The sequence below is a fragment of the Helicobacter cappadocius genome (genome assembly GCF_030688855.1).
In the GTDB taxonomy this organism is placed as follows: Bacteria; Campylobacterota; Campylobacteria; order Campylobacterales; family Helicobacteraceae; genus Helicobacter_J; species Helicobacter_J cappadocius.
Window position 1 is genome coordinate 234,589 of record NZ_JAUYZK010000001.1, and the last position, 21,517, is coordinate 256,105.

Annotated in this window: 17 protein-coding genes; 8 read left to right on the top strand and 9 right to left on the bottom strand. The window is 34.5% G+C overall.

Features of this window, described 5'->3' with window-relative positions:
* Window positions 1–8: 8 nt before the first annotated feature.
* The 5 genes from Q5I06_RS01090 to ilvD form a co-directional block, all read right to left on the bottom strand.
* Window positions 9–1,433, bottom strand: a complete 1,425-nt coding sequence (locus Q5I06_RS01090; protein ID WP_305516356.1) for an efflux transporter outer membrane subunit — start codon at window positions 1,431–1,433, stop codon at window positions 9–11.
* 3 nt (window positions 1,434–1,436) lie between these two features.
* A complete protein-coding gene (locus Q5I06_RS01095) occupies window positions 1,437–2,498 on the bottom strand; it encodes an HlyD family secretion protein (protein ID WP_305516357.1) in 1,062 nt (353 codons plus the stop codon).
* 19 nt (window positions 2,499–2,517) lie between these two features.
* A complete protein-coding gene (locus Q5I06_RS01100) occupies window positions 2,518–4,194 on the bottom strand; it encodes an MFS transporter (protein ID WP_305516358.1) in 1,677 nt (558 codons plus the stop codon).
* A gap of 363 nt (window positions 4,195–4,557) precedes the next feature.
* On the bottom strand, window positions 4,558–6,858 hold the full coding sequence (locus tag Q5I06_RS01105) for a DNA methyltransferase (RefSeq protein ID WP_305516359.1): 2,301 nt from the start codon (window positions 6,856–6,858) through the stop codon (window positions 4,558–4,560).
* Window positions 6,859–6,883: 25 nt separating this feature from the next.
* A complete protein-coding gene (ilvD, locus tag Q5I06_RS01110; RefSeq protein ID WP_305516360.1) occupies window positions 6,884–8,572 on the bottom strand; it encodes a dihydroxy-acid dehydratase in 1,689 nt (562 codons plus the stop codon).
* A gap of 124 nt (window positions 8,573–8,696) precedes the next feature.
* Between ilvD and glmS the strand changes: the two genes are divergently transcribed.
* On the top strand, window positions 8,697–10,484 hold the full coding sequence (glmS, locus tag Q5I06_RS01115; protein WP_305516361.1) for a glutamine--fructose-6-phosphate transaminase (isomerizing): 1,788 nt from the start codon (window positions 8,697–8,699) through the stop codon (window positions 10,482–10,484).
* 1 nt (window position 10,485) lies between these two features.
* On the opposite strand, the gene Q5I06_RS01120 is transcribed toward glmS, so the two are convergent.
* The gene (locus Q5I06_RS01120; protein WP_305516362.1) at window positions 10,486–11,193 is read right to left on the bottom strand and encodes an outer membrane beta-barrel protein; all 708 of its coding nucleotides are present in this window, start codon (window positions 11,191–11,193) and stop codon (window positions 10,486–10,488) included.
* 78 nt (window positions 11,194–11,271) lie between these two features.
* Between Q5I06_RS01120 and Q5I06_RS01125 the strand changes: the two genes are divergently transcribed.
* The 5 genes from Q5I06_RS01125 to Q5I06_RS01145 are packed head-to-tail and all read left to right on the top strand — an operon-like array spanning window position 11,272 to window position 15,100.
* Window positions 11,272–12,564, top strand: coding sequence for an MlaE family lipid ABC transporter permease subunit (locus tag Q5I06_RS01125; protein ID WP_370690899.1), 1,293 nt, complete (start codon window positions 11,272–11,274; stop codon window positions 12,562–12,564).
* Window positions 12,561–13,331: an ABC transporter ATP-binding protein gene (locus Q5I06_RS01130; RefSeq protein ID WP_305516363.1), complete on the top strand. Its 771-nt coding sequence runs from the start codon at window positions 12,561–12,563 to the stop codon at window positions 13,329–13,331. Before Q5I06_RS01125 ends, Q5I06_RS01130 begins: the two co-directional genes overlap by 4 nt.
* Complete coding sequence (locus Q5I06_RS01135) at window positions 13,316–14,104, top strand: MlaD family protein (protein WP_305516364.1); 789 nt, start codon at window positions 13,316–13,318, stop codon at window positions 14,102–14,104. The genes Q5I06_RS01130 and Q5I06_RS01135 overlap by 16 nt, the downstream gene beginning before the upstream one ends.
* A complete protein-coding gene (locus Q5I06_RS01140) occupies window positions 14,101–14,667 on the top strand; it encodes a hypothetical protein (protein ID WP_305516365.1) in 567 nt (188 codons plus the stop codon). Before Q5I06_RS01135 ends, Q5I06_RS01140 begins: the two co-directional genes overlap by 4 nt.
* A gap of 4 nt (window positions 14,668–14,671) precedes the next feature.
* Window positions 14,672–15,100: a hypothetical protein gene (locus Q5I06_RS01145; protein ID WP_305516366.1), complete on the top strand. Its 429-nt coding sequence runs from the start codon at window positions 14,672–14,674 to the stop codon at window positions 15,098–15,100.
* Window positions 15,101–15,112: 12 nt separating this feature from the next.
* Here the strand turns inward: Q5I06_RS01145 and recG are convergent, their stop codons facing one another.
* Window positions 15,113–16,969 (bottom strand): ATP-dependent DNA helicase RecG, encoded by a 1,857-nt coding sequence (gene recG, locus Q5I06_RS01150; protein WP_305516367.1) that lies wholly within the window; start codon window positions 16,967–16,969, stop codon window positions 15,113–15,115.
* 53 nt (window positions 16,970–17,022) lie between these two features.
* Between recG and queF the strand changes: the two genes are divergently transcribed.
* Window positions 17,023–17,511 carry a preQ(1) synthase gene (queF, locus tag Q5I06_RS01155; RefSeq protein WP_305516368.1) on the top strand — a complete coding sequence of 163 codons (489 nt, stop codon included), beginning with the start codon at window positions 17,023–17,025 and terminating at the stop codon, window positions 17,509–17,511.
* On the opposite strand, the gene ybeY is transcribed toward queF, so the two are convergent.
* Window positions 17,512–17,940, bottom strand: a complete 429-nt coding sequence (gene ybeY / locus Q5I06_RS01160) for an rRNA maturation RNase YbeY (protein WP_305516369.1) — start codon at window positions 17,938–17,940, stop codon at window positions 17,512–17,514.
* 118 nt (window positions 17,941–18,058) lie between these two features.
* Here ybeY and speA point away from each other — a divergent pair, with 118 nt between their 5' ends.
* Complete coding sequence (speA, locus tag Q5I06_RS01165) at window positions 18,059–19,912, top strand: arginine decarboxylase (protein ID WP_305516370.1); 1,854 nt, start codon at window positions 18,059–18,061, stop codon at window positions 19,910–19,912.
* Between the two features lie 32 nt (window positions 19,913–19,944).
* On the opposite strand, the gene Q5I06_RS01170 is transcribed toward speA, so the two are convergent.
* Window positions 19,945–21,306: an outer membrane family protein gene (locus tag Q5I06_RS01170; protein WP_305516371.1), complete on the bottom strand. Its 1,362-nt coding sequence runs from the start codon at window positions 21,304–21,306 to the stop codon at window positions 19,945–19,947.
* Window positions 21,307–21,517 lie beyond the last annotated feature (211 nt).

The following is a 21,517-nucleotide window of genomic DNA, read 5'->3' on the forward strand; positions in this document are numbered from 1 at the left end:
TTGAGGTATTATTTTGCATTTTTCTTCTCTTTTTTGCCCTCTTTTGGTAATTTCACTTCTTCAATATTAAACCCACTTCCAAGCGATTGATATAAATTGATAAGCGATTCGATGTAAGCAGTTTTTAAGGTGATAATTTGTCCTTCAAGATCAAGCAAGGAACGTTCTGCATCTACAACTTCCAAATATGAAGAATATCCATCTTTATAGCGACCTTTTGCGTATTGCAATGTCTTTAGAGCAGCTTTGTGTTCTTCTTGCAGTGAAAGCTGTTGATCTTTGAGCCATTCAATACTAGCTTGAGCATTTTTTACTTCTTTGTAAGCATTTAGGACAATTTTTTTATAAGTGTATGCAGCTTCATCCCTTTTTGCATTTGCAACCGCAAACTCACCTTTGAGTTTTCCTCCTTGAAAAAGAGGGGCTAAGATACTTGCTCCAATAGCTCCTGTGAATATATGTCCTGCTGTGTCAAAAAAGTCAGTAAAAGCTGCTACACCTAGATTAGCAATTAGATTAAAATCAGGTAAAAAATTTGCTCTAGCTTTTGCCAAAGCCTCACTACTGGCGGCAAGTTCAAATTCAGCATAGGCTATATCAGGTCTATTTCTCAATATTGAAGAAGGAATCTTTTTTGGCAAAATAGGTTCGTTGATCTGATTGAGGCTTTTGAGTGTTTTGAGCTCTTTTGCATTTATGCCGGTAAGCTCTTCTAGTGTATTTTGAGTTTTTTCTATGCTTAGTTTTGTTGGGGCAATTTGAGCTTTTGTCGCTTCGTATTGGATTTTTGCTTGTTGTTCATCATATTGGCTGCTATAGCCTGTTTTTGACTTGCTTTGAGCGATATCTAATTCAATAGCACGGGCTTTTAAAGTATTTTGGAGTATGGAAAGCTTGTCTTTAAGTGCGATAAGATTGATATAGGTTTTTGCCACCGAAGCATCAAGAGAGATCTTTGTGGCGATAGATTGAGCTATTATTGCCTGGGCTTGATAAGCTTTATTTTTGCGTTCTTTTTTGTTTTTTCCAAAGAAATCAAAATCATAAGAGATATTTAGGGTTGGATCTATCATTCCAATAGGTGTGCTAAATCCAAAAACTGGGGTGAGCATATTTTGTGTGTATTGCGGACTCATTGTTATATTTACACTTGGATAAAGCGTTGATTTTGCAATTTTTAATATTCCCATTGCCTGTTGTATTCTTGTTTGTGCTATTTGAAGATCGCTATTATATTCTCTTGCTTTTTGGAGGATAAATATAAGATTAGGATCATTAAAGTTTTTCCACCAGTTTTTTTGCACTTGTTGTTCTGAAGTTTCTTCTAATGCAAGAGTTATTTTGCTATCTTTTGGCAGTTCTGAAATTTTTGGCACACATCCAATGAATAAAATACCAAAACTAGCTATATAAAAAGCATTGCTCCATCGCATTTTTTAGTCCTTTTGGGTATGGATGGTTGCTATGACGCTCATACCAGCTTTTAGATCCTTAAAATGTGAATCATTGGGATCGATTTCTATGCGCACAGGGATGCGTTGAATGATTTTTATAAAATTTCCTGTAGCATTATTCACTCTTATAGAACTAAATTCGCTTCCTGTAGCTGGAGATATTCTTTCTACCCTACCTTGCAGGACTGCTCCACCCAATGCATCTACGCTGAAGGTTACTTTTTGTCCAATATGTACATCTTGCATTTTGGTTTCTTTTATGTTAGCTTCTACCCACTTCAGATTAGGTATCAAAAATGTAAGAGGAGTGCCTTGCGTGACAGCTTGACCGATTCTTGCACCAATTTGCCCAAGCGTACCATCTACGGGGGCTTTAATTAATGAATATTCAAGATTGATTTGAGCTAGTTCTAAAAGTGCCTCTGCTCTTTTAACATCTGCTTGGAGTGCAGCTTTGCTAATTTTGTATGCTTGAAGTTCTTCAATGGCTTTTTGATATTGAGCTTCAGATTCAGCAAGCGCGTATTGAGCTTTTTTGAGAGCTGTTTGTGTATCTTCATACTCTCTAGCACTTAATGATCCTTTTTTGACAAGTTTTGACACACGGTTATTCTGACTTTTTGCATTTTCAAGAGTTGCTTTATCTGCATCGATAATTGCTTTTTTTTCATTTACTACAGCTTCTCTTAATCGATAATTTTGATCATAGGTATCAAGAGAAGCTTGCACACTTTGTAAATTTGCTTCGGCTTCATTGACTTTTTGGACAAATATTCGTCTATCTATTTGCAAGATAGGTTCCCCTGCTTTTACTGAAGTGAAATCATGCACGTATATGTCTGTAACATATCCACTTACTCTTGGAGAAAGAAGCGTTGTTTTTGCTTGTATGTATGCATCATCGGTGCTCACAACTCCTCGAAAAAAAGGTGGTAATTCCCAAGCATACAAGATGGATAAAACCCCACATATAACAACGATAATGCTGATAAATGTTGCAATGAGTTGAGGTTTTTTAGGTGTCCAAGATTTCAAATAAGGCATAGGTATTCCTTTTTATGGATTAAAAATGTGCATCATAACTTCTTCCTTCCTGAAGACGTCGTTTTTCTAGCTCATCTAAGAAGGTTTTAGTTTTAAGATTTGCAATAGCAGTCCTACGACCAAGTATCGCAAGTTCTCTATCAACAGCTGTTTTCTTTCCAACTGCAAAATATAGCCAATGTAAAACCAAAAACAAAAAGATTCCAATTGCCATATAACCAACGATTGAAAATAGATCGCTATAGGCCATTACACCTGCTTGTTTGGTGATTTCAGTAACAAAGTCAGGGTTTGTGCTGATTGCAGGATTTGTATCTGGAGCATGATTGATGATATCTTGAAGTCTACTAGCAGTGCGCACTTTGATAAAAGTAGTTACCAATGCAGAACCCAATTGACCAAAAACACTTTGAGAAAAACTAAAAATAGCGATGAAAGTCAATACATATCCACCTCCTCTTGGAAGTGAAACAACAATTCCTTCAGCAAACAAAGGTCCTATAAAAAATACACTTGCTGCAGCAATCAGGAATTGAGGAATATAGAGTTGATTTGGAGTGATTTGTGGAGATAGGTTTGTAGAGGCAAAAGAGCCAACAATAAGCATTGCAAAAGAGATAATCAAAATAATAGAAGTGCGTTTGTATCCCATCATTGCTATACAAGAGACACCACCAAACAAAGCTCCCAAGGCTACGATTCCATAGTAGTTTGCGAGTTGATAATCTGTATATCCTAAAACATTTCTGAATAATCCTGTTGCACCTGTAGTTTGTTCGGTTAGGCACATCCTAGCAAAAGCACCAGCAAGAGCAAGTTTGAATACTTGAAGTGTGCCTACAAAAGAGAAATTTATGAGTGGCCTTACCCTATTTATTTCAATCAGAAAAAATCCTACAATACAGACTATTCCGATACATATTCCATACGCAATCCAAGGCTTATCCCACCAAATAATATTTCCAACACTGAAGATCAAGCAAAAAGTTGCGGTCCCTATAGCGTATAGAGCGAGGGAGGGAATATCTTTGATTGAAAAGGCTTTGCCTAGTTGAGAAGGAGGGAGTTCAATGAGCAAATACGCTGCTAATACAAATAAGGTTGTTCCCATATCAATATATGCAACCAAGTGAGCATCTTCGCCTAGCATCAAAAAAGGATCTAACCACCTTGCAAATGGAGAACCCACCTGCATAAGACCAACACTCACACACATTACGAGGTAAGTTTTCGTTTTTGGAAGCATTTGCATGGCATAATAAGCACAAAAGGTAGATAGACCACTGCCTACAAGTCCATTGAGAAATCGACTGAACGCATAGATGTAAAAACTATCACTAAACATCTGGATAATATGGGCAATACATAAGATCATTACCACACCACCAAAAAAAATCCTCATTCCAAATTGCTGACGCATTTTGAAAAGCACCACACTTGTCCAAGCATAGCCCATATAATAACAAGCTGTTAAAATCGCACCTTCTGCTGGAGTGATACCTAGATAGCCCTGAATTTGATTGATATTAGCGATTGTGAGATTGTTTTGCAGTCCTGCTGCAAATAAGGCAACTATCCACCCTATCGCATAAACAAGTTTTATTTTTGTAGGAAGCTCTGGTCTTGCTACAGATCCCCAAAAAGAAGGCATTTCGTTGGGTTTGAGCACCTCATTTAAATTCTGGGTTCTTGGCATATATTCCCCTGATTTAAGAGTTTTTCGTATATTTTCAAAATATTAATTGCACTATCAATGAATTAGAATTGGCACTTCAAGTCGATTTGGACATACTTTAGATTTTTTTATGTTTTTAGGACTTTAGTTAGATCGTTTATTCTAAATCAAAGAAGAAAATCTGTCTGATTTATGACAAAACAGAATAAAACTTGCAATTTTGTTTGCATTATACATCTTTTTTATTAAATCAATGTATTATCTTCTGATGTTGCTTTTTCAAGTAAGTCAAACGGAGACTTAAAGATACTTTATTGTTTTGGTGCTTGGCTTTGACTAGATATGATGCTAGATCAAAGTTTTATTACAATTTAATCACTAAAATCAATTAAATAAACTCATAGAAGCACTTTTAAAAACATAATTTCCTTCTTGAGTGAGAATAGAAACCTCTTCGAGAATATCTTTTATGAGTTCTTTGCTGGGTGTTACTCCATTTTTTAGTAAAGGTATCACTTCTAGGCATATGTCATCAAAAGTTATTTTTGTGTTTTGTCTTTGTGCTTTTTTTAAAAAAGAAACAATAAAATATTTTGCTCGTGTTTCTATGGATATGTTGTGGCTTTTAAATTTAGAACCTTTTTTGATGTGATATTTTTGAGTCTCTTTATCATAATCATAGTTTTCATTGATGATGGGAGTGAGAGTTTCAAATTTATTTCCAAGTTCGTGTAAAAAACCCATTTCAAGACCCGTAATAGTCAGCTCTCCATAGATTTCTTCTAGGGTTGCTCCATTTTCTTTTGCGATCAAAGCTTCGATATGATTAAATATTAGATCGTAATCATCGCCTAGTGATTCTTTGGCGAGAGTTTTTGGATTTTCTACTTTTTTAAAGTGCATTATGAGTTGTCCGCTTAGGACGGTAAATGGGTTTTGAACCTTTTTAAAACTCGATTGACCATTGCTCTGTCTGATGCTACCTATGTACTCAAATCCGATTTCTTCAGCGTACTCTACGATAGTTTGCCAAAGCTGTGGGCTTTGATGTTGGAATACAAAGCTCATCCAGCGATTGAATTTTAGCACTCGATACATTTCTTTGAGACCTTGTTTTATTAAATCATAATACTCTTGAGTGCTTTTATTGAGACTACCTTTTTCAATACATTCTTTTTCTAGTAGGGTTTTATCTACAGGGAAATCTAGCCAAGCATTCCACATAGTTGATAAATCTAAATAAGGGATTTTAGCTCCATAAGGTGGATCTGTATAGATATAATCAACACTGTTAGATTCTATTTCTTTGAGATTAGTGGCATCTCCTTGAATGAATTTAGATTTTGGGAGCATTTGATAGAAATGAGGAGAATTTTGAAGTTCTCTTTTTCCACTGATAATCCTCTGAAGTTTGCGTCTAAAGGTTTCAGAAATATTAAAAGGAGTTGATATTTCAGTTTTTGCTATTCTGTATCTATAATAATTAAAAATGCCACATACTCCACCACTTCCTTTTCTTTTTTCTGTTTCGTGGAAAGTTTTATTGCACATTGTAATTGTGTTAACAAGTGCAAGGAGTAGAGATAGTTTAATATTTTCTCCTTTTGTTTTTAGAATTTCTCCACGAAGTAGAGCTAATTCTATAATCTGAGAAGGGGTAAAAATATCTCTTAGAGTAGCGACATCACTACCTTTGGGTAGTATTTCGTCTTTGGGTATCCATAGGGTTTTCTTATGCCCCCCCCCCATAGAGTTTTTAGCTTGAATGTTAGAAGGATAATAGGAAGCATTTTTTAGCATCTCTTTAGCTTCTTTATCATTTTTTGGAGTGATTTTTTCAAAATTTTTCAATACCATCTCGCCTATTTCGTAAAGTTCGCTTAGATTTACCTCTGTGCTTAGTGCAGTTGCCATAAAGACTGATAGAGGGTTGAGATCGATATGAATTCCCACTCTGCCTTTCATCATCGCTTCTATCGCACTCACTCCACTACCTCCAAAGCTATCTAGCACAACATCGCCTTCTTGAGTAAAATTAAGAATATGATTTTGCACAATATCCCAGCTTTGACGAGTGAAATAAGCTAGACAACCAAAGTGCCTCTTGGCTTTTTGTTTTTGAGGTTTTATTGCCTTTGGTAGGCTTCTATTTAGATACCATTCATCATCTCTATTGGCATCTTCTTTTATTTTTTGAATTTGTGATTCTGTATTGTTTGTGATATAACTTTTTAGGGTGTCAAATTTAGTTTCTAATTCATTTTTTAAATCAATCTCTAAAATTAACTCTTGACCTATTGAAGTAAATAGCGTAAATTCTTTTCCATTACATAAGGCATAATAGGGAGCTTTGATCTCTGCATTGATGGCATAATAAAAAGCTTGTTGAGGGTGATTGCCATTTTTGATGTTTTCAGTTGGAGCTTTTGCATCTAAAACACAAATGGGTTTATTCTCTACATAAAGAATATAATCAGGAATCAGTATTCTATCTTGACCTATTTTGGTATTTGAGCCTAAAATTGTAGGTGATTTTATGCTTAAGGAAGTCTTAAAGCTTAGTGTTTTGTTTCCCTTAAGATCAAATTCAAAATCTAGTTCTTTTAATAGTGGATCAATAATTTCTCTACGAACAGAATCCTCTTTAAAGTCTTTTTCATCTACATAATCAAGATTTATATTCACTTGTTGCCCTTTGCTAATCCTAATATTAAAGCTCTGTCTTCAGCATCGCACCATTACTTGCATTGCTTACTAATAGGGCATAGCGTTTGAGCCATTTGCCTTCAATTTCTTTGCGTTTAGGCTGCCATTTTTGCTTTCGATCCTTAAGGATATCTTCGCTTACTAACAATTCTAAGATTCCATTATTCACATCGATTTTTATTTTATCTCCATTTTCTACAAGTGCTATCACTCCTCCTTCTGCTGCCTCTGGACTTACATGACCGATACAAGCCCCTCTTGTAGCTCCACTAAATCTTCCATCTGTTACTAAGGCTACAGATTCTCCTAGACCCATTCCCATTATTAGGCTTGTAGGGCTTAGCATTTCTGGCATACCTGGTCCGCCTTTTGGTCCTTCATAGCGGATAATGACAACATCTCCAGATTTTACTTTGCCTGTAGAAATTCCTGCTATCGCTTCATCTTGGGAGTCAAAAACCACTGCAGATCCAGTGAAATTTTTCATCTCTTCTGCCATTGCTCCAGCTTTGATAACCGCTCCTTCTTGAGCTAGATTTCCATAAAGTATTTTTAACCCCCCTGTTTGAGAATAGGCATTTTCATTTGTGTGAATGATGGTAGTATCTGTGATAGATGCGTTTTTGATCCGTTCTAGCATACTCTCACCTGTAATAGTGAGGGTATCATAGATAACTCCCCCTCTTTTATTCACTTCTTTCATAACAGCACCCACGCCTCCAGCACGATTGATATCTTCCATAAATACATTATTAACTGCAGGAGCTATTTTAGTGAGGTGAGAGACATTTTTTGCGATTTCATTGATATTTTTGAGACTGAAATCCACATCTGCTTCTTTTGCAATCGCCAACATATGTAGGACAGTATTTGTGCTACCTCCCATTGCCATATCTACAACAAAAGCATTGTGAATGGCTTTGTCATTGAGAATATTTTTCATTTTAAATTTTTCAGTTTTTGCTTTATCTAGAGCAATCTCAACTATCTTTCTAGCAGCTATTCGTAAGAGTTCTTCTCGTTCTTTTGTAAGTGCTGGAATAGTTCCATTTCCTGGAAGTGCAATACCCATAGCTTCACATAAAGTATTCATTGAATTTGCAGTGAACATACCACTACAGCTTCCTCCACTTGGACAAGCTTTGCACTCAATTTCATAGAGCTTGTCCTCACTGATTTTTTTAGCCTCATAAGCACCTACAGCTTCAAATACCTGCGAGAGACCAATACGACTACCATCACTAAGCGTTCCTGCAAGCATAGGTCCTCCACTCACAAATATAGTCGGCACATTCACTCTAAGTGCTCCCATAACCATACCTGGAACGATTTTGTCACAGTTGGGGATGCAAACCATTGCATCGAGTTTGTGAGCATTCATAACAGTTTCTATGCAGTCTGCGATAAGCTCTCTACTAGGCAAACTATAGAGCATTCCGCTATGCCCCATCGCTATGCCATCATCTACCCCGATTGTATTGAATTCAAAGGGAACACCCCCAGCCTTTCTGATTTCTTCTTTTACAATTTTGCTATATTCAGGTAGGAAATAGTGTCCAGGTATGATGTCAATATAGCTATTTGCTATTCCGATAAATGGTTTATCAAAATCTTCATCTTTGAGTCCCACGCCTCTAAGTAGGCTTCTATGAGGAGTTCTTGAGTGTCCTTTTTTGATGGTATCGCTTCGCATTTTCTATCCTTTTATAGTGTATAGATATTATTATACTTAAAAAGATTTCTATTTTTTAACAAATCTTTCGCATTCAAGAGAGTTTATTGTAAAATGCTAGATATTGAATTATCGGAGGTTTTGAATGTGTGGCATTGTAGGCTATATCGGAAGCAATGAGAAAAAAGAAATCCTGATCAATGGTCTAAAAGAACTTGAATATCGCGGTTATGATAGTGCTGGTATCGCGGTATTATCTGCTGGAGAACTTAAAACCTTCAGAGCAGTGGGCAAGATTTGTAACCTTGAAAATAAATGTGCAGATTTTATCTCCAAAGGATTTGGAATAGGGATAGGACATACGCGTTGGGCAACACATGGTAAGCCTACAGAAATAAATGCTCATCCTCAAATTGCACATTTTAGCAATGTTGTCCATAATGGAATCATAGAAAATTATCAAGAAATCAAAAAAGATCTTGAACAAAAAGGTCATTGTTTTTTGAGTCAAACAGACACTGAAGTCATCGTGCGTTTATTTGAAGAGTTTCTCAAGGACACAGAGGATGGATTTGAGGCTTTTAGACAAACTATCGCTACTTTAAGAGGAGCTTATGCGATTTTGCTTATCAGTGTGAAGTATCCAGATAAGATTTTTTATGCAAAAAATGGATCTCCATTGATTATTGCAAAAGGAAATGACGGAGTGTATTTTGGAAGCTCAGATGCTTGTGTGATTGGATATGCAGATAAGGTTGTTTATTTGAAAGATGGGGATGTTGGATGTATGGACATCCATTCTTTTGAATCTTTGGAAAATATTAGACCTTTGGAGCAAAATAAAGCATTTGCACAAAAAGATGGGTTTAGATATTTTATGGAAAAAGAAATCTATGAACAACACAAAGTTTTGCTTGAAACAATGATGGGTAGAGTAAATGAAGATGGTGTTGCACTGGAGTCAGTTCCAGATGGATTTTTTGAGGGTGTTGACGAGCTTATTATTTGTGCTTGTGGAACGAGCTATCATGCGGGTATGAGTGGAAAATATGTGCTAGAGCGGATCGCAAAAATAAGAACAAATGTAGTCATGGCTAGTGAATTTAGATATGCTAATTCGGTGATGAGGAAATCTGAAATTTTTATCGTAATCTCTCAAAGTGGCGAAACTGCCGATACGCTAGAAGCACTCAAACTTGCTAAGGCAAATGGACTTAAAACTTTAGCTATTTGTAATGTTGATAATAGCTCAATTGTACGTGAAAGTGATGCAGTAATCTTGACTCGTGCAGGAATTGAAAAAGGTGTAGCTTCTACTAAAGCTTTTGCAACACAAATGATGGTTTTATGGATGCTTGGGGTTTATATAGCAACTCAAAAAAATTTGCTCAATAAAAATGATCTGGAAAATCAGTTTACATCTATGGTTCGTTCTGTAAAAGCTACAGAAGTCAGCCCTAAACTTCATGAAAGGTTAAAAAGACTTTCAAAGAGATATTTACACGGACATGGATTTTTCTTTATTGGTAGGGATGTTTTTTATCCTTTGGCATTAGAAGGAGCATTGAAACTCAAAGAAGTTAGCTATTTGCATGCAGAAGGATATCCAAGCGGAGAAATGAAGCATGGACCTATAGCATTGGCTGATTCTTTATTATTTACTATTGCTTTAGTTCCTAGACATTTGTTAGGTGATAAAATTAAAAGCAATGTAGAGGAACTTAGTGCCAGAGATTCTACAATTTGCGTTATTAGTTCAGAGGAAGTTGAGACTGCCGATGATATGGTATATATCGATCCTGCACAAGACTATATGGAGGAATTTTTTTCTATGATGGTGGCACTTCAGCTATTGGCACTAGAAGTTGCCATCAAGCTAGGTAATGATGTGGATATGCCTAGAAACTTGGCAAAAAGTGTTACAGTAGAATAGTTTAGAATTTGTAATTGTACATTACATAGGGCATCAAACTTGTTTGGAAGTTTCCATTATTGAGAAGGCTTTTTGCTGTTGGCAGGACTTTTACCCCGAATTCTATGCGATGTTTTACAAAAATATCTAGTGTTATTCCTGCTTCGATAATGATTCCTGCTGTATAGATTGAATCTTTGATGAGTTTGAAATTTTGATTATCTGCATAAATAAGTGCTCCGCCACCAAGTCCTGCAAACCCTCCTAAGAAATGTTTATAGCTCTGACTTAGTGGAAATTCAGCTATCACATCGATCCCTAAAGAAATCATAGCAAAAAATGAATTGCTATGATCGGGTGCTAATTTATAATTTACAAATCCACTTGCCATATCCAAACCAAAAAATCCTCGAATACCTATGTTTTTGTTGAAAAATGTTTGAGAACCTGTTTTCAAAGACAACATAGCAGGGATGCTCTCTAGGGTTTGTTGATTGTACTTTTTTTTGACTTCAAAAATACCAATTCCTATACCGATATATTTTCCACTTTTTTTGCGGATAAGCCTTTGCTTTTCTCTGATTTCAGCAACTCCATAGCCTTCATTTTTGGATTTTTCTATCTCTTGAGATGTTGTTGATATTGAATTATCAGATGAATTTGAAATATCTTGGGCACATAGAATATGAAAAAAAACTAGCATCAAAACAATTGTTTTAATTTTATTCATTTTTTGGCCTCTAAATCAATAGTTGGTTGTGCAACTATTTTTTGTTATAATCTTAGCAAAAATATTGAAGGAAGGACAATGTCAAAAACTTCTTTGAGAATGTTGAAAAATTCTCAGAAATTGATTGTTTGTCTTGATAAAGATTGGGATTTTCAAAGTCAATCTGAACATATAGATTCCAATACGCAAAACACTAAAACCTTTTCTTCAATTCCTCTGAGAGTTGTTGAAGATTCTCAGAAGATTATTGTTTATCTCAATGGTGATTGTAATTTCCAAACCCGTTCTAAATACTTGGAAGCCCTAAGATCTAGCATCAAAAATATCTCAAAAGATTTGATAATTGATTTTGAACGCACAGGACACTTTGATTTTATGTTTGCAGTTTCTTTATTTTCTATCCTACGTTCTTCTAACTTGGATACAACTTTTATCAATGCTTCTGAGAAGATTTGCAAGATACTAGAGACTGTATCGGCGATTTTGCCAAAAATTCTTCAAAATAATCGCTTAGATATAGATACCTCAAGCAAAAATCCTTCCCAAAATTCTATAAAAAACATATGGAAAATATTGCTAATTCCTCTAAATGCTCTTGGTAAAGGCGTTTATAACACTCTTGCCAAAGCATTGGATTTTTTTAATTTTACGGGTCTAACACTTTATTTTTTTGGTCAGTCTTTGCTCCATCCTTCAAAAATACGAATCGCACCGCTTTTTTATCACATCAATGAATCAGGGTTTAAAGCCCTTCCTGTAAGTATTTTAACGGCAGTTATAGTGGGTTCTGCAATAACATTACAAGGTGCAATACAACTCCAAAGTATGGGAGTTCCTATGATGAGTATTGAGACAACTGCCAAACTTTCCCTCAGAGAGATGGGACCTTTTATTCTTGCACTTGTTATCGCAGGACGAAGTGCTTCTAGTTTCACAGCACAAATTGGCGTAATGAAGATTACTGAAGAGCTTGATGCAATGAAAACGATGAATTTTAATGTATTTGAGTTTTTGGTATTGCCTAGAGTTTTAGCATTGGTAATAGCAATGCCTCTGATGGTCTTTTTAGCTGATGGATTTGCTTTGTTTGGAGGAATGTTAGCTATAAAATATCAGTTGGGGGTTGGTTTTGCTCAATATATTGATAGGTTCTATGATACAGTTAGTTGGAATCATTTTTGGGTGGGGATTATTAAAGCACCATTTTTTGGTTGGGCAATAGCTATGACAGGATGTTTTAGGGGATTTGAAGTGAAGGGCGATACAGAGGAAGTTGGTCGATTGACAACGATCAGTGTTGTGAATGCTTTATTTTGGATTATTTTTATCAACGCCATTTTTTCAGTTATTTTTACAAAGTTGGGTATATGAAGCCAATCATACAAGTTAAAAATCTCTATACAGCTTATGGAAAACATATTATTCATAATAATATTAGTTTTGAGGTGGAAAAAGGGGAAATATTCGCTATTTTAGGCGGAAGTGGTAGTGGTAAGAGTACTTTACTTCGAAGTATGATATTATTAAACCGTCCCAAAGCTGGAAAAATTGAAATCTTTGGTGAGGATATTTGGAGTCTCAAAGAAGATAAAAAAAATATGTTTTTAAATCGTTGTGGCGTGTTATTCCAGTTTGGAGCACTTTATAGTTCTTTGAATGTTTTAGAAAATGTTGGAATTATGCTCGAAGAATACAGTTCTTATTCAAAAAAAGAGATTCAAGAGGTTTCGAAAATATGGCTAGAGATGGTAGGATTGAATAAAAGAGTTTATCAACTCTATCCCTATGAGCTTAGTGGAGGAATGAAAAAACGCGTAGGATTAGCCAGAGCAATGGCCATTGGACCTGAGATTTTGTTTTTAGATGAGCCAACAAGTGGATTAGATCCTGCTAGTGCTGGGAAATTTGATGAACTTATTTTGAAATTAAAAGAAATGCTTAATTTGACTATTGTAATGATAACACATGATTTAGATTCTATTGCTGATACGGTAGATAGGTTTATATTATTAAAAGATGGACAAATTGATTTTGATGGGAATTTGAAAGAGTTTGTTTTTGAAGCCAGAACAGAAGGTCTTACAGAGGATAATTTATTTAACTCAACGCGAGGAGAGAGATTTTGGAAAGAAATATAAACTATACGGTAATTGGAAGTGTGTTTTTTGCTGTAGTTGTGTGTATGGTTATTTTTGTATTTTGGATTGGTCGTATTGGCGTAGATGATACCAAATACAGAGCCTATGAAGTCTATACAGATAAGGAAATTTCTGGTATAGCCATCAATACACCCGTGAAATACAAGGGGATCACAATAGGAAGTGTGACTAGCGTTGCTTTTGACAAGGATAGATTAGGTACGGTAAAAATAGGGCTGAATATTTTATCAAGTATCCCTATTCACAAAAATTCTCTTGTAACTCCAGATTCTGATGGTTTGGCCGGTCTTGGCTATTTATCCTTGGAACAAGGTAGTGATCCATCATTTATAGGCAAAGATGATCCTCATATTTTGAATTTCAAACAAAATTTTATGGGAAAGATAGCCTCTCAAGCTGATGAAGTAACAAAAGAATTGCTCGGTGTATTAAAAAATATCAAAGATCTTACTGATACTCAAAACATCAAAAGCATTTCTAATATTATCAAATCATTGGATTCTCTATCTACAACTCTTGCGGAGACAAAAGATGAAATCAATGGATTTTCAAAAAATTCCAATTTACTTTTGCTTAATATTAATCACAAACTTGAAAGTGGCGAATATGATATTAAGAAAATGCTAAATCCAGTAGTTATTGAACTTGAATCAAGTTTAAAAAATGTAAATAACTTTTTTCAAAAAGGTTCAGGAATGCTTGATAAGTTTGATAATGATCCCTATAACACACTATTTGGAGTGCAAAAATGAAAAAACTAACAATTCTTATTTTCCCAATTTTTATATTGTTTTTGACAGGATGTATTAGTTTGAAAATAAAATCAGAATTACCCACAATATATTCTTATGATTTTAATGCCAATATTTCACCAACCTCTTGTGAAACATATAAAAATATTGCTCTTATTGACATTGATAGTACGGGCATTTATGAAAGCAAAAAAATTATCGTTCGTAACGATGATGGGAGAATAACTAACTTAGAAGGTAAGCAGTGGATTGATTCACCAAAAAATATTTTCAGAGACCTATTGATTCAAGAAGGTGCAAAACATTGTATTTCAATAAATTTGCCTCCATTTGGAACACAACTTCCACAAAATGTTCTCAAGCTCACTTTGGTATCACTGGAAATACGCAATGGTAATCATCCAAGCGCACAAATGGTGTTAGGCTATAATCTTGCAAAATCCGGAAAAAAGATGAATGGATTCCTGCAGGAAACACAAGAAATACAAGGCGATGATATTAAGGCACTTCAAGAGGTAGCAAAAAATATCGTTAATCAGTTGGTTAAATTGTTTGGAGAATAACAAAATGTTAAATTCAAGAATATTATTGAGTTTGTTAGCCATAATTTTTTTATTGGCGTGTTCAGATAAACAAAGTAGTGATGAAGGAGAAAAAGAACTCAAAGATTCTGTTAAGTTGGATTTTTTGAATGCAAAATATATGATGAGTTTGAGTCAAGCGTCTTGGGAGGGGATACAGTTGAATCGCTTAGAAAATGGTAGATATAGTTTGGTTTTTTCTTTTATTACTCCTTATGAAAGCAAGGATTGTGTTCTGCAAGGAGAAGGAAAACAAAAAGAAGATGAATTTTATTTTTTCAGTAAGAGCAATGATTTGAAAGTATTGCTTAAACGCACCGATGATGGACTTGCAGTTGGTGTAGATAACAAAAAAATTCAAAATGTTTGTGGCAAAGATCATCGTGCAAAGGGTATTTATACTATCAGCCAATAAAATATTTTCATTTTAAGTGGCATCAATTTGTGACTTTACTTCCTGTAGAATTGCCTCATCGGTACTCATATTGAAAAATTCAAATTCTGCACCACTTTGTCTCTCTCCCATCAAAAGATCTCCGCTATTTCGATATTTTAGATCAAGCTCTGCAATATCAAAACCGCTCAAATGTCTTGAAAAATCTTTGAGTCTTTGTGATTGTTTTGTATTTGTGTATAAGAAACAATAACCTTTAAGTCCATTTCTGCTAACTCTACCTCGCAATTGATGAAGAGTGGCAAGACCCAATCTTTCTGGGGCAACAATAATAATGCTAGAGAGTTTTGGCAGAGAGATCCCTACTTCTATAAGCGTAGTTGCAAGTAGAATATCTCCCTTATCTCTAAAATCTTCTAAAACTTGTTCCTTATCTTTGTCTTTTCCGGAAGTTACATATACATTTTTAAAGTGTTTTTTCCAAAATAGCATTCCTTCTTTGAGTGAGAGATAGTCAAAATTTTCACTTTCTTCTACGAGTGGATAGACAATCACTATTTGTCTGTGTTGATTGATTTCTGATTGAATGTGAGAGATAAGGTGATGAAAATCGCTTTTGTCGATAATTTTTGTAGTGATGTCTTTTTTGAATGGAAGTTCTTTGATATAGCTCACATCTATGAGGCTTGAGTTTAGCATAGCCATTGTTCTAGGAATTGGTGTGGCTGAAAATTGCAAAACATGAGGTTTTTTAGTATGTCCGGAGGTTTTTTCCTCAGTAGTTTTTTCTAGCTGGTGACGTTGTTTGGTTCCAAATCTGTGTTGTTCATCGCTCATTACAAGGGCTAAATCCTGGGTTTCAAAATCTCTGTAAAGTAAAGCTTGAGTTCCAATGATAAAATGTACTTCTTCTCCAAAAATATTTTTATCTATCTGCATGTCTTTGCTATCTGCAGTTATGAGTTTGGTTTTAATTTTTGTAGGAAGATATTTTTGAGCTTCTTCATAGAGTTGTCTAGCTAGAATGGTTGTAGGTGCCATTAATATAGATTTTTTGGGATAGGCCATTGTAACAGCACTTAAAATAACAATGGTTTTTCCACAGCCCACATCCCCCATAATCAGTCGTTTTGCGGCAATAGGCTTTGTTAGGTCTTTTGCAATGGTTTCAATAGTCTCATTTTGTGCTTTGGTGAGGCTAAAAGGAAGGGATTTTATGAAACTTTTATAATCTCCTGTGCAGATATGTTTAGCATCAAAATACCTTCTTTTTTTCGATAGATGTCTCAGATAATTGTAGATTTCTATCCATTTGAGTGCATTTAGATAGGGATCTGGAAAAGAGGCATTTTTTTGATATTCTTTGAGGAATTTTTCTGTAGGATGAAAGATTGTTTCAATATATCTAGCAATATGATTTGGCACACCTTCTTCCATCAAATTTTCTATGGTAATGATTTTTTGGGCAAGTTCAGAAATCGTAGAACTTCTTAAAGCAGTGCTTTTAAAACTCAGTGTAATTTTCCCTATCTCATTAATCGGTTTTGGTTGAACTATTGTGTATTTATTGAATTTATATTCTATTTTTCCTAGTACATATAGGCTTTTACCTACAGAAAAAATATTTTTATGGAAGCTTTTTGCATTGAAAATCACCATTTCTATTGATTCTTTAAATTTTGGCATAAAGGCCTGAATTTTGAGTATATTTTTACCTCTTATAAAATCCAAAGCACATACCTCAATATTCAACACTCCTATAGAGTTGTTTTCCAAAGATTCTAATAAGCAGGTATTGATATAAGCTTTTGGAACATGTGTAGCAAATGAAAGTATGTCTTTATGACCTAATTTCTGCAGTTTTTGATGTTCAATGGATGTTATCTTCATGGGGATATTTTATTATAAAATTTGTATAATCACAAACTTTATGAGGAGTATTAATGGACAAAAAAGATTTAGAGAATATTACGCTTTTGGGAAATCAAAATACAGAGTATGATTTTAGTTACAATCCAAATGTCTTGGAAGTTTTTATTAACAAACATCCAGAAAATGATTATTTTGTAAAATTCAATTGCCCTGAATTTACAAGTTTGTGTCCCATTACTTCGCAACCAGATTTTGCGACGATTTATATTAGTTATATTCCTCAAGAAAAGATGGTGGAGTCGAAATCTTTAAAATTATATCTCTTCAGTTTTCGCAATCATGGGGCTTTTCACGAAGACTGTATGAATATTATTCTCAAAGATCTTATTAGGGTTATGCAACCAAAATATATAGAAGTTTGGGGAAAATTTACCCCTAGGGGTGGAATCAGTATTGATCCTTATGTGAATTATGGAATATCAGGTACAAAATATGAACAGATGGCAGAATACCGACTAAAAAATCACGACCTTTATCCTGAAAAAATTGATAATCGTTAATTATTGATTTCTATCAATAAGGCTTTTTGGAAGATTAAATAGTTCCATTAATTGTTGTTCTTTTGCACGGTGTTCCCCATTGTCTTTTTCGTGATCATATCCTAAAAGATGTAGACCTCCATGTATAAACAATAATGCTACTTCTGATTCTAAGGAGTGTTTGAGCTCCTCACTAATTGTTTTGGCCATTTGTAGATTGATAACAACGCTTCCTAGGGGTAATTTTCCATCTATAATGCCCATATCATCAAAAGGAAAACTCAACACATCAGTTGTGCTATCCTTAGAGCGAAAGGCTATATTTAGCTCTTTTATACCTTCGTTATCAGTAAGGATAAGTTCTATGTTTTTTGGGGTCAAAGATTCCGCTATCCTCTCTAAAATACTAATATCAAAACAAATATTTGTTTCATTATTGATTTCTAACATCTTCATCCTAATAAATTTAAATTTCATAATTATACATTGCTTCATAAGAGGAAGTATAAAACTCAATATAAATGATATAATTTATCTCAATATTATTTAAGCTCAAGAGGAAAAATTTATGGTTGATTATGGAATCAAGTTTTGGTCAAATGATGATTTTATTATTGATAATGGTGTGGTTAAGGTGAATTACAAAAACAAACCCGCCTTAATAGAAATTGTAAATGAAGTTCGAGAAAAGGGATATAAAGGACCTCTTCTAATTCGTTTTCCACATTTGATTGAAAAACAAATTGAAAAAATATTTACAACCTTTGAGAGTTCTATTCAAGAATACAAATACAAGGGTAGCTTCAAAGCCGTTTTCCCTTTGAAGGTCAATCAAATGCCAAATTTTGTTCTTCCTTTGGTTGCTTGTAGTGAAGATAAATGCTACGGATTAGAAGCTGGGAGCAAGTCTGAACTTATTGTCGCGATGGCATATACAAATAAAGGATCTCCTATAACTGTAAATGGCTTCAAAGACAAAGAAATGATAAGCTTGGGTTTTGTTGCCGCAAATATGGGACATGATATCACTTTGACCATTGAAGGTCTCAATGAGCTTGAAACTATCATTGAAGTTGTCAAGGAAATGGGAGAACCTTATCCAAAAATAGGTTTGAGGATTCGCTTACACAGCACAGGTACTGGGATTTGGGCAAAAAGTGGAGGGATTAATTCTAAGTTTGGTCTTACAAGCACTGAACTTTTAGAAGCAATAAAACTTTTGGAAGATTCTCACTTGCTCCATAAATTTACAATGATTCATTTTCACATAGGGAGTCAAATTAGCGATATTTCTCCTCTAAAAAAAGCTATTCGAGAGGTGGGAAATATTTATGCAGAACTTAGAAAGATGGGAGCAACCAGTCTTACTTGTGTAAATATTGGAGGTGGGTTGGCAGTGGAATACACCCAGCATGAGGGAAGCAATAATCGCAATTATACTTTGAGTGAATTTAGCGGAGATGTTGTCTTTTCCTTGAAGGAGATTGTGAAAAACAAAAAAGAACCTGAACCTGATATTTATATTGAGTCTGGACGATATATTTCTGCCAATCATGCTGTACTCATTGCCCCAGTTTTGGAGTTGTTTTCTCAAGAATATGATGAAAAAGCTCTTAAACTGAAAGAAAAAAATCCTCCCTTGATAGCTGAAATGCTTGATTTATATCAAAGCATGAGTGAAAAAAATGCGATTGAGTATTTGCATGATAGTTTTGATCATATGGAATCTTTGCTGACTTTATTTGATCTGGGTTATATTGATTTGCAAGATAGAAGTAATACCGAAGTGCTTGTGCATTTGATTATCAAAAAAGTTATCAAACTTCTTAAGTATAAAAATCATAATGATATTATTCGTATTCAAGAGCAAGTTCAGGAACGATATTTGTTGAATTGCTCATTTTTTCAGAGTTTGCCTGATTATTGGGGATTAGGTCAAAATTTTCCTGTGATGCCACTAGATAGGCTTAATCGTAGACCTACCAGAAGTGCCAGTTTATGGGATATTACTTGCGATAGTGATGGAGAGATCACATTTGATTCTTCTAAGCCCTTGTTTTTGCACGATGTAGATGTAACCAAAGAAGAATATTTTTTAGGATTCTTTCTTGTGGGGGCATATCAGGAAGTCTTAGGAATGCGACACAATCTTTTTACCCATCCTACGGAATTGAGTGTTGTTTTTGATGATGATCTCAATAAAGGCTATGAAATAGAAAATCTCTTAGAAGCCCAAACAATTTTAGATGTATTAGATGATTTGGATTATGATACAAAGGAAATTGAACGTATCTTAAAACAACGTATTGAAGAAAATCAGGATATTGATGAAGAGACAAAAAAAGAAGTAATGGGTCAGCTTTATATTATGCTAAGTGAGAATGGCTACCTTCGAACAATAGCAAGCAGTGAGAAAAATTGATTTTTTGCCTTATTCTAAATAGCCTAAAATTTTCATAAACGTACAATAAGGTTGAACATAAAATAACTTCTGTCTCCTAAATTTTTTGGTGTGTCCGTTTTTGTGATGGGGCCTCTTGCGTATGCAGGGACATCTTTGGTGGGTATCCAAAACTTAGAGTTGTATCCCGCAAAGGTCTCATCTAGGTAATATGCCAATACCCCTTTTAAGGTCACATTTGGAGTCCAGTTGTATGAAGCTAGAATACCAGCTGTATTTTCTGTGCTTCGATAGGACCAAGTTCCTCTATAAAATAGTCCTAACACGGTATTTTTAAGAGTCGTTGTTGTGGCATTTACTAAAAAACTTTGGGAATCTTTTGCTAGAAAATCACTCATCCATAAATTAGCATAATAGCTGTTGTCATAAATGCCTACCATTCCAGGATTTCCATAAGTTCCGAGCATCGCATTAAAATTTCCAAAATTCTTAAAATAACTCAATTGAACTTGATAGTCTTTTAAAAAACTGAAACTTTGCAAGATATAAATATTCCCAGCATCTTTGCCTGGACTCAAAAAAGGAAAAAGTAGTTTTGTTCCGGGTGAATATGCTTTGTGATGGAATCTTTCATAAGAGGCTGTGATATAGGTATACCATAGAAAGGTATTTTTATCCCCCACACTTGCTTTAAAAGAAAATCCTGGTATTGTGTAATAATCAGGAACAGAGTATATATAAGGACGGATTTTGATCTTCTTGTTTTGGGTATGATATTCTAAGCTCAAATGATACAGTCCATTTGGTATGCTTTTATTCTGAAAGTCCCATACCCAAGCTCCAAAAGCTGTAGTCAAATCTGAAACTGCCAACGCCTTGAGTAAAAAATTATCACCTGAATAAATGTATTCCCCACCTTGTGCTGTTGATTTTATCCAATCATCATCTTCCACGATAAATCTTCCTATGCGCAGGAAATTGTTTGGATCATCGTATCCTATAAAAGCACGATAAAATAAAAAACGATGAAATTCAATCGCTTCAGGATTATTTTTTCTTGTATCATCAGGGACGGGATAGGCTCCATTGTATGTATAAGCAACTCCACCGAAATACCCTAAAGACACTTTTAATTTTTTTTCATCACTGATATTGTAGTCATAGTCTCCATAAAATTTTAGACTTGTGTAAGCAAAACTATCTTGAGGATAGATTCCATCGTTAGCATTTTGAAGACCTTTTATTTTGTCAGTTGAATTAATTGTCGCAGGATGAGTAAAAGCAGTCCTACTCAGTAAATTTGCTTCAGCTCCTAAAAAGAATTGATTTTTCCCATAATCTCCTATATTTTGTTGAGCATTCAAAAGGGTTGCATATCCAAGCAAAATAATCAAACTCAATTTTTTATGTAACATTTTTTCCCCCAAATGTATGATTTTATTGTAAATGGGTAATATTTACAATAAAGTATGTATCAATGATATATAAAATGGAATTGTAAGCAAAAGAATTTTGATTTATTAGAATATTTTTATATTATACTATTACAAAAAGAAACAATGTCAGTAGAATCTTTTAAGATCGATCAAAGATACTGCTGAATATTGAATATCAAGAGTAGTTAAT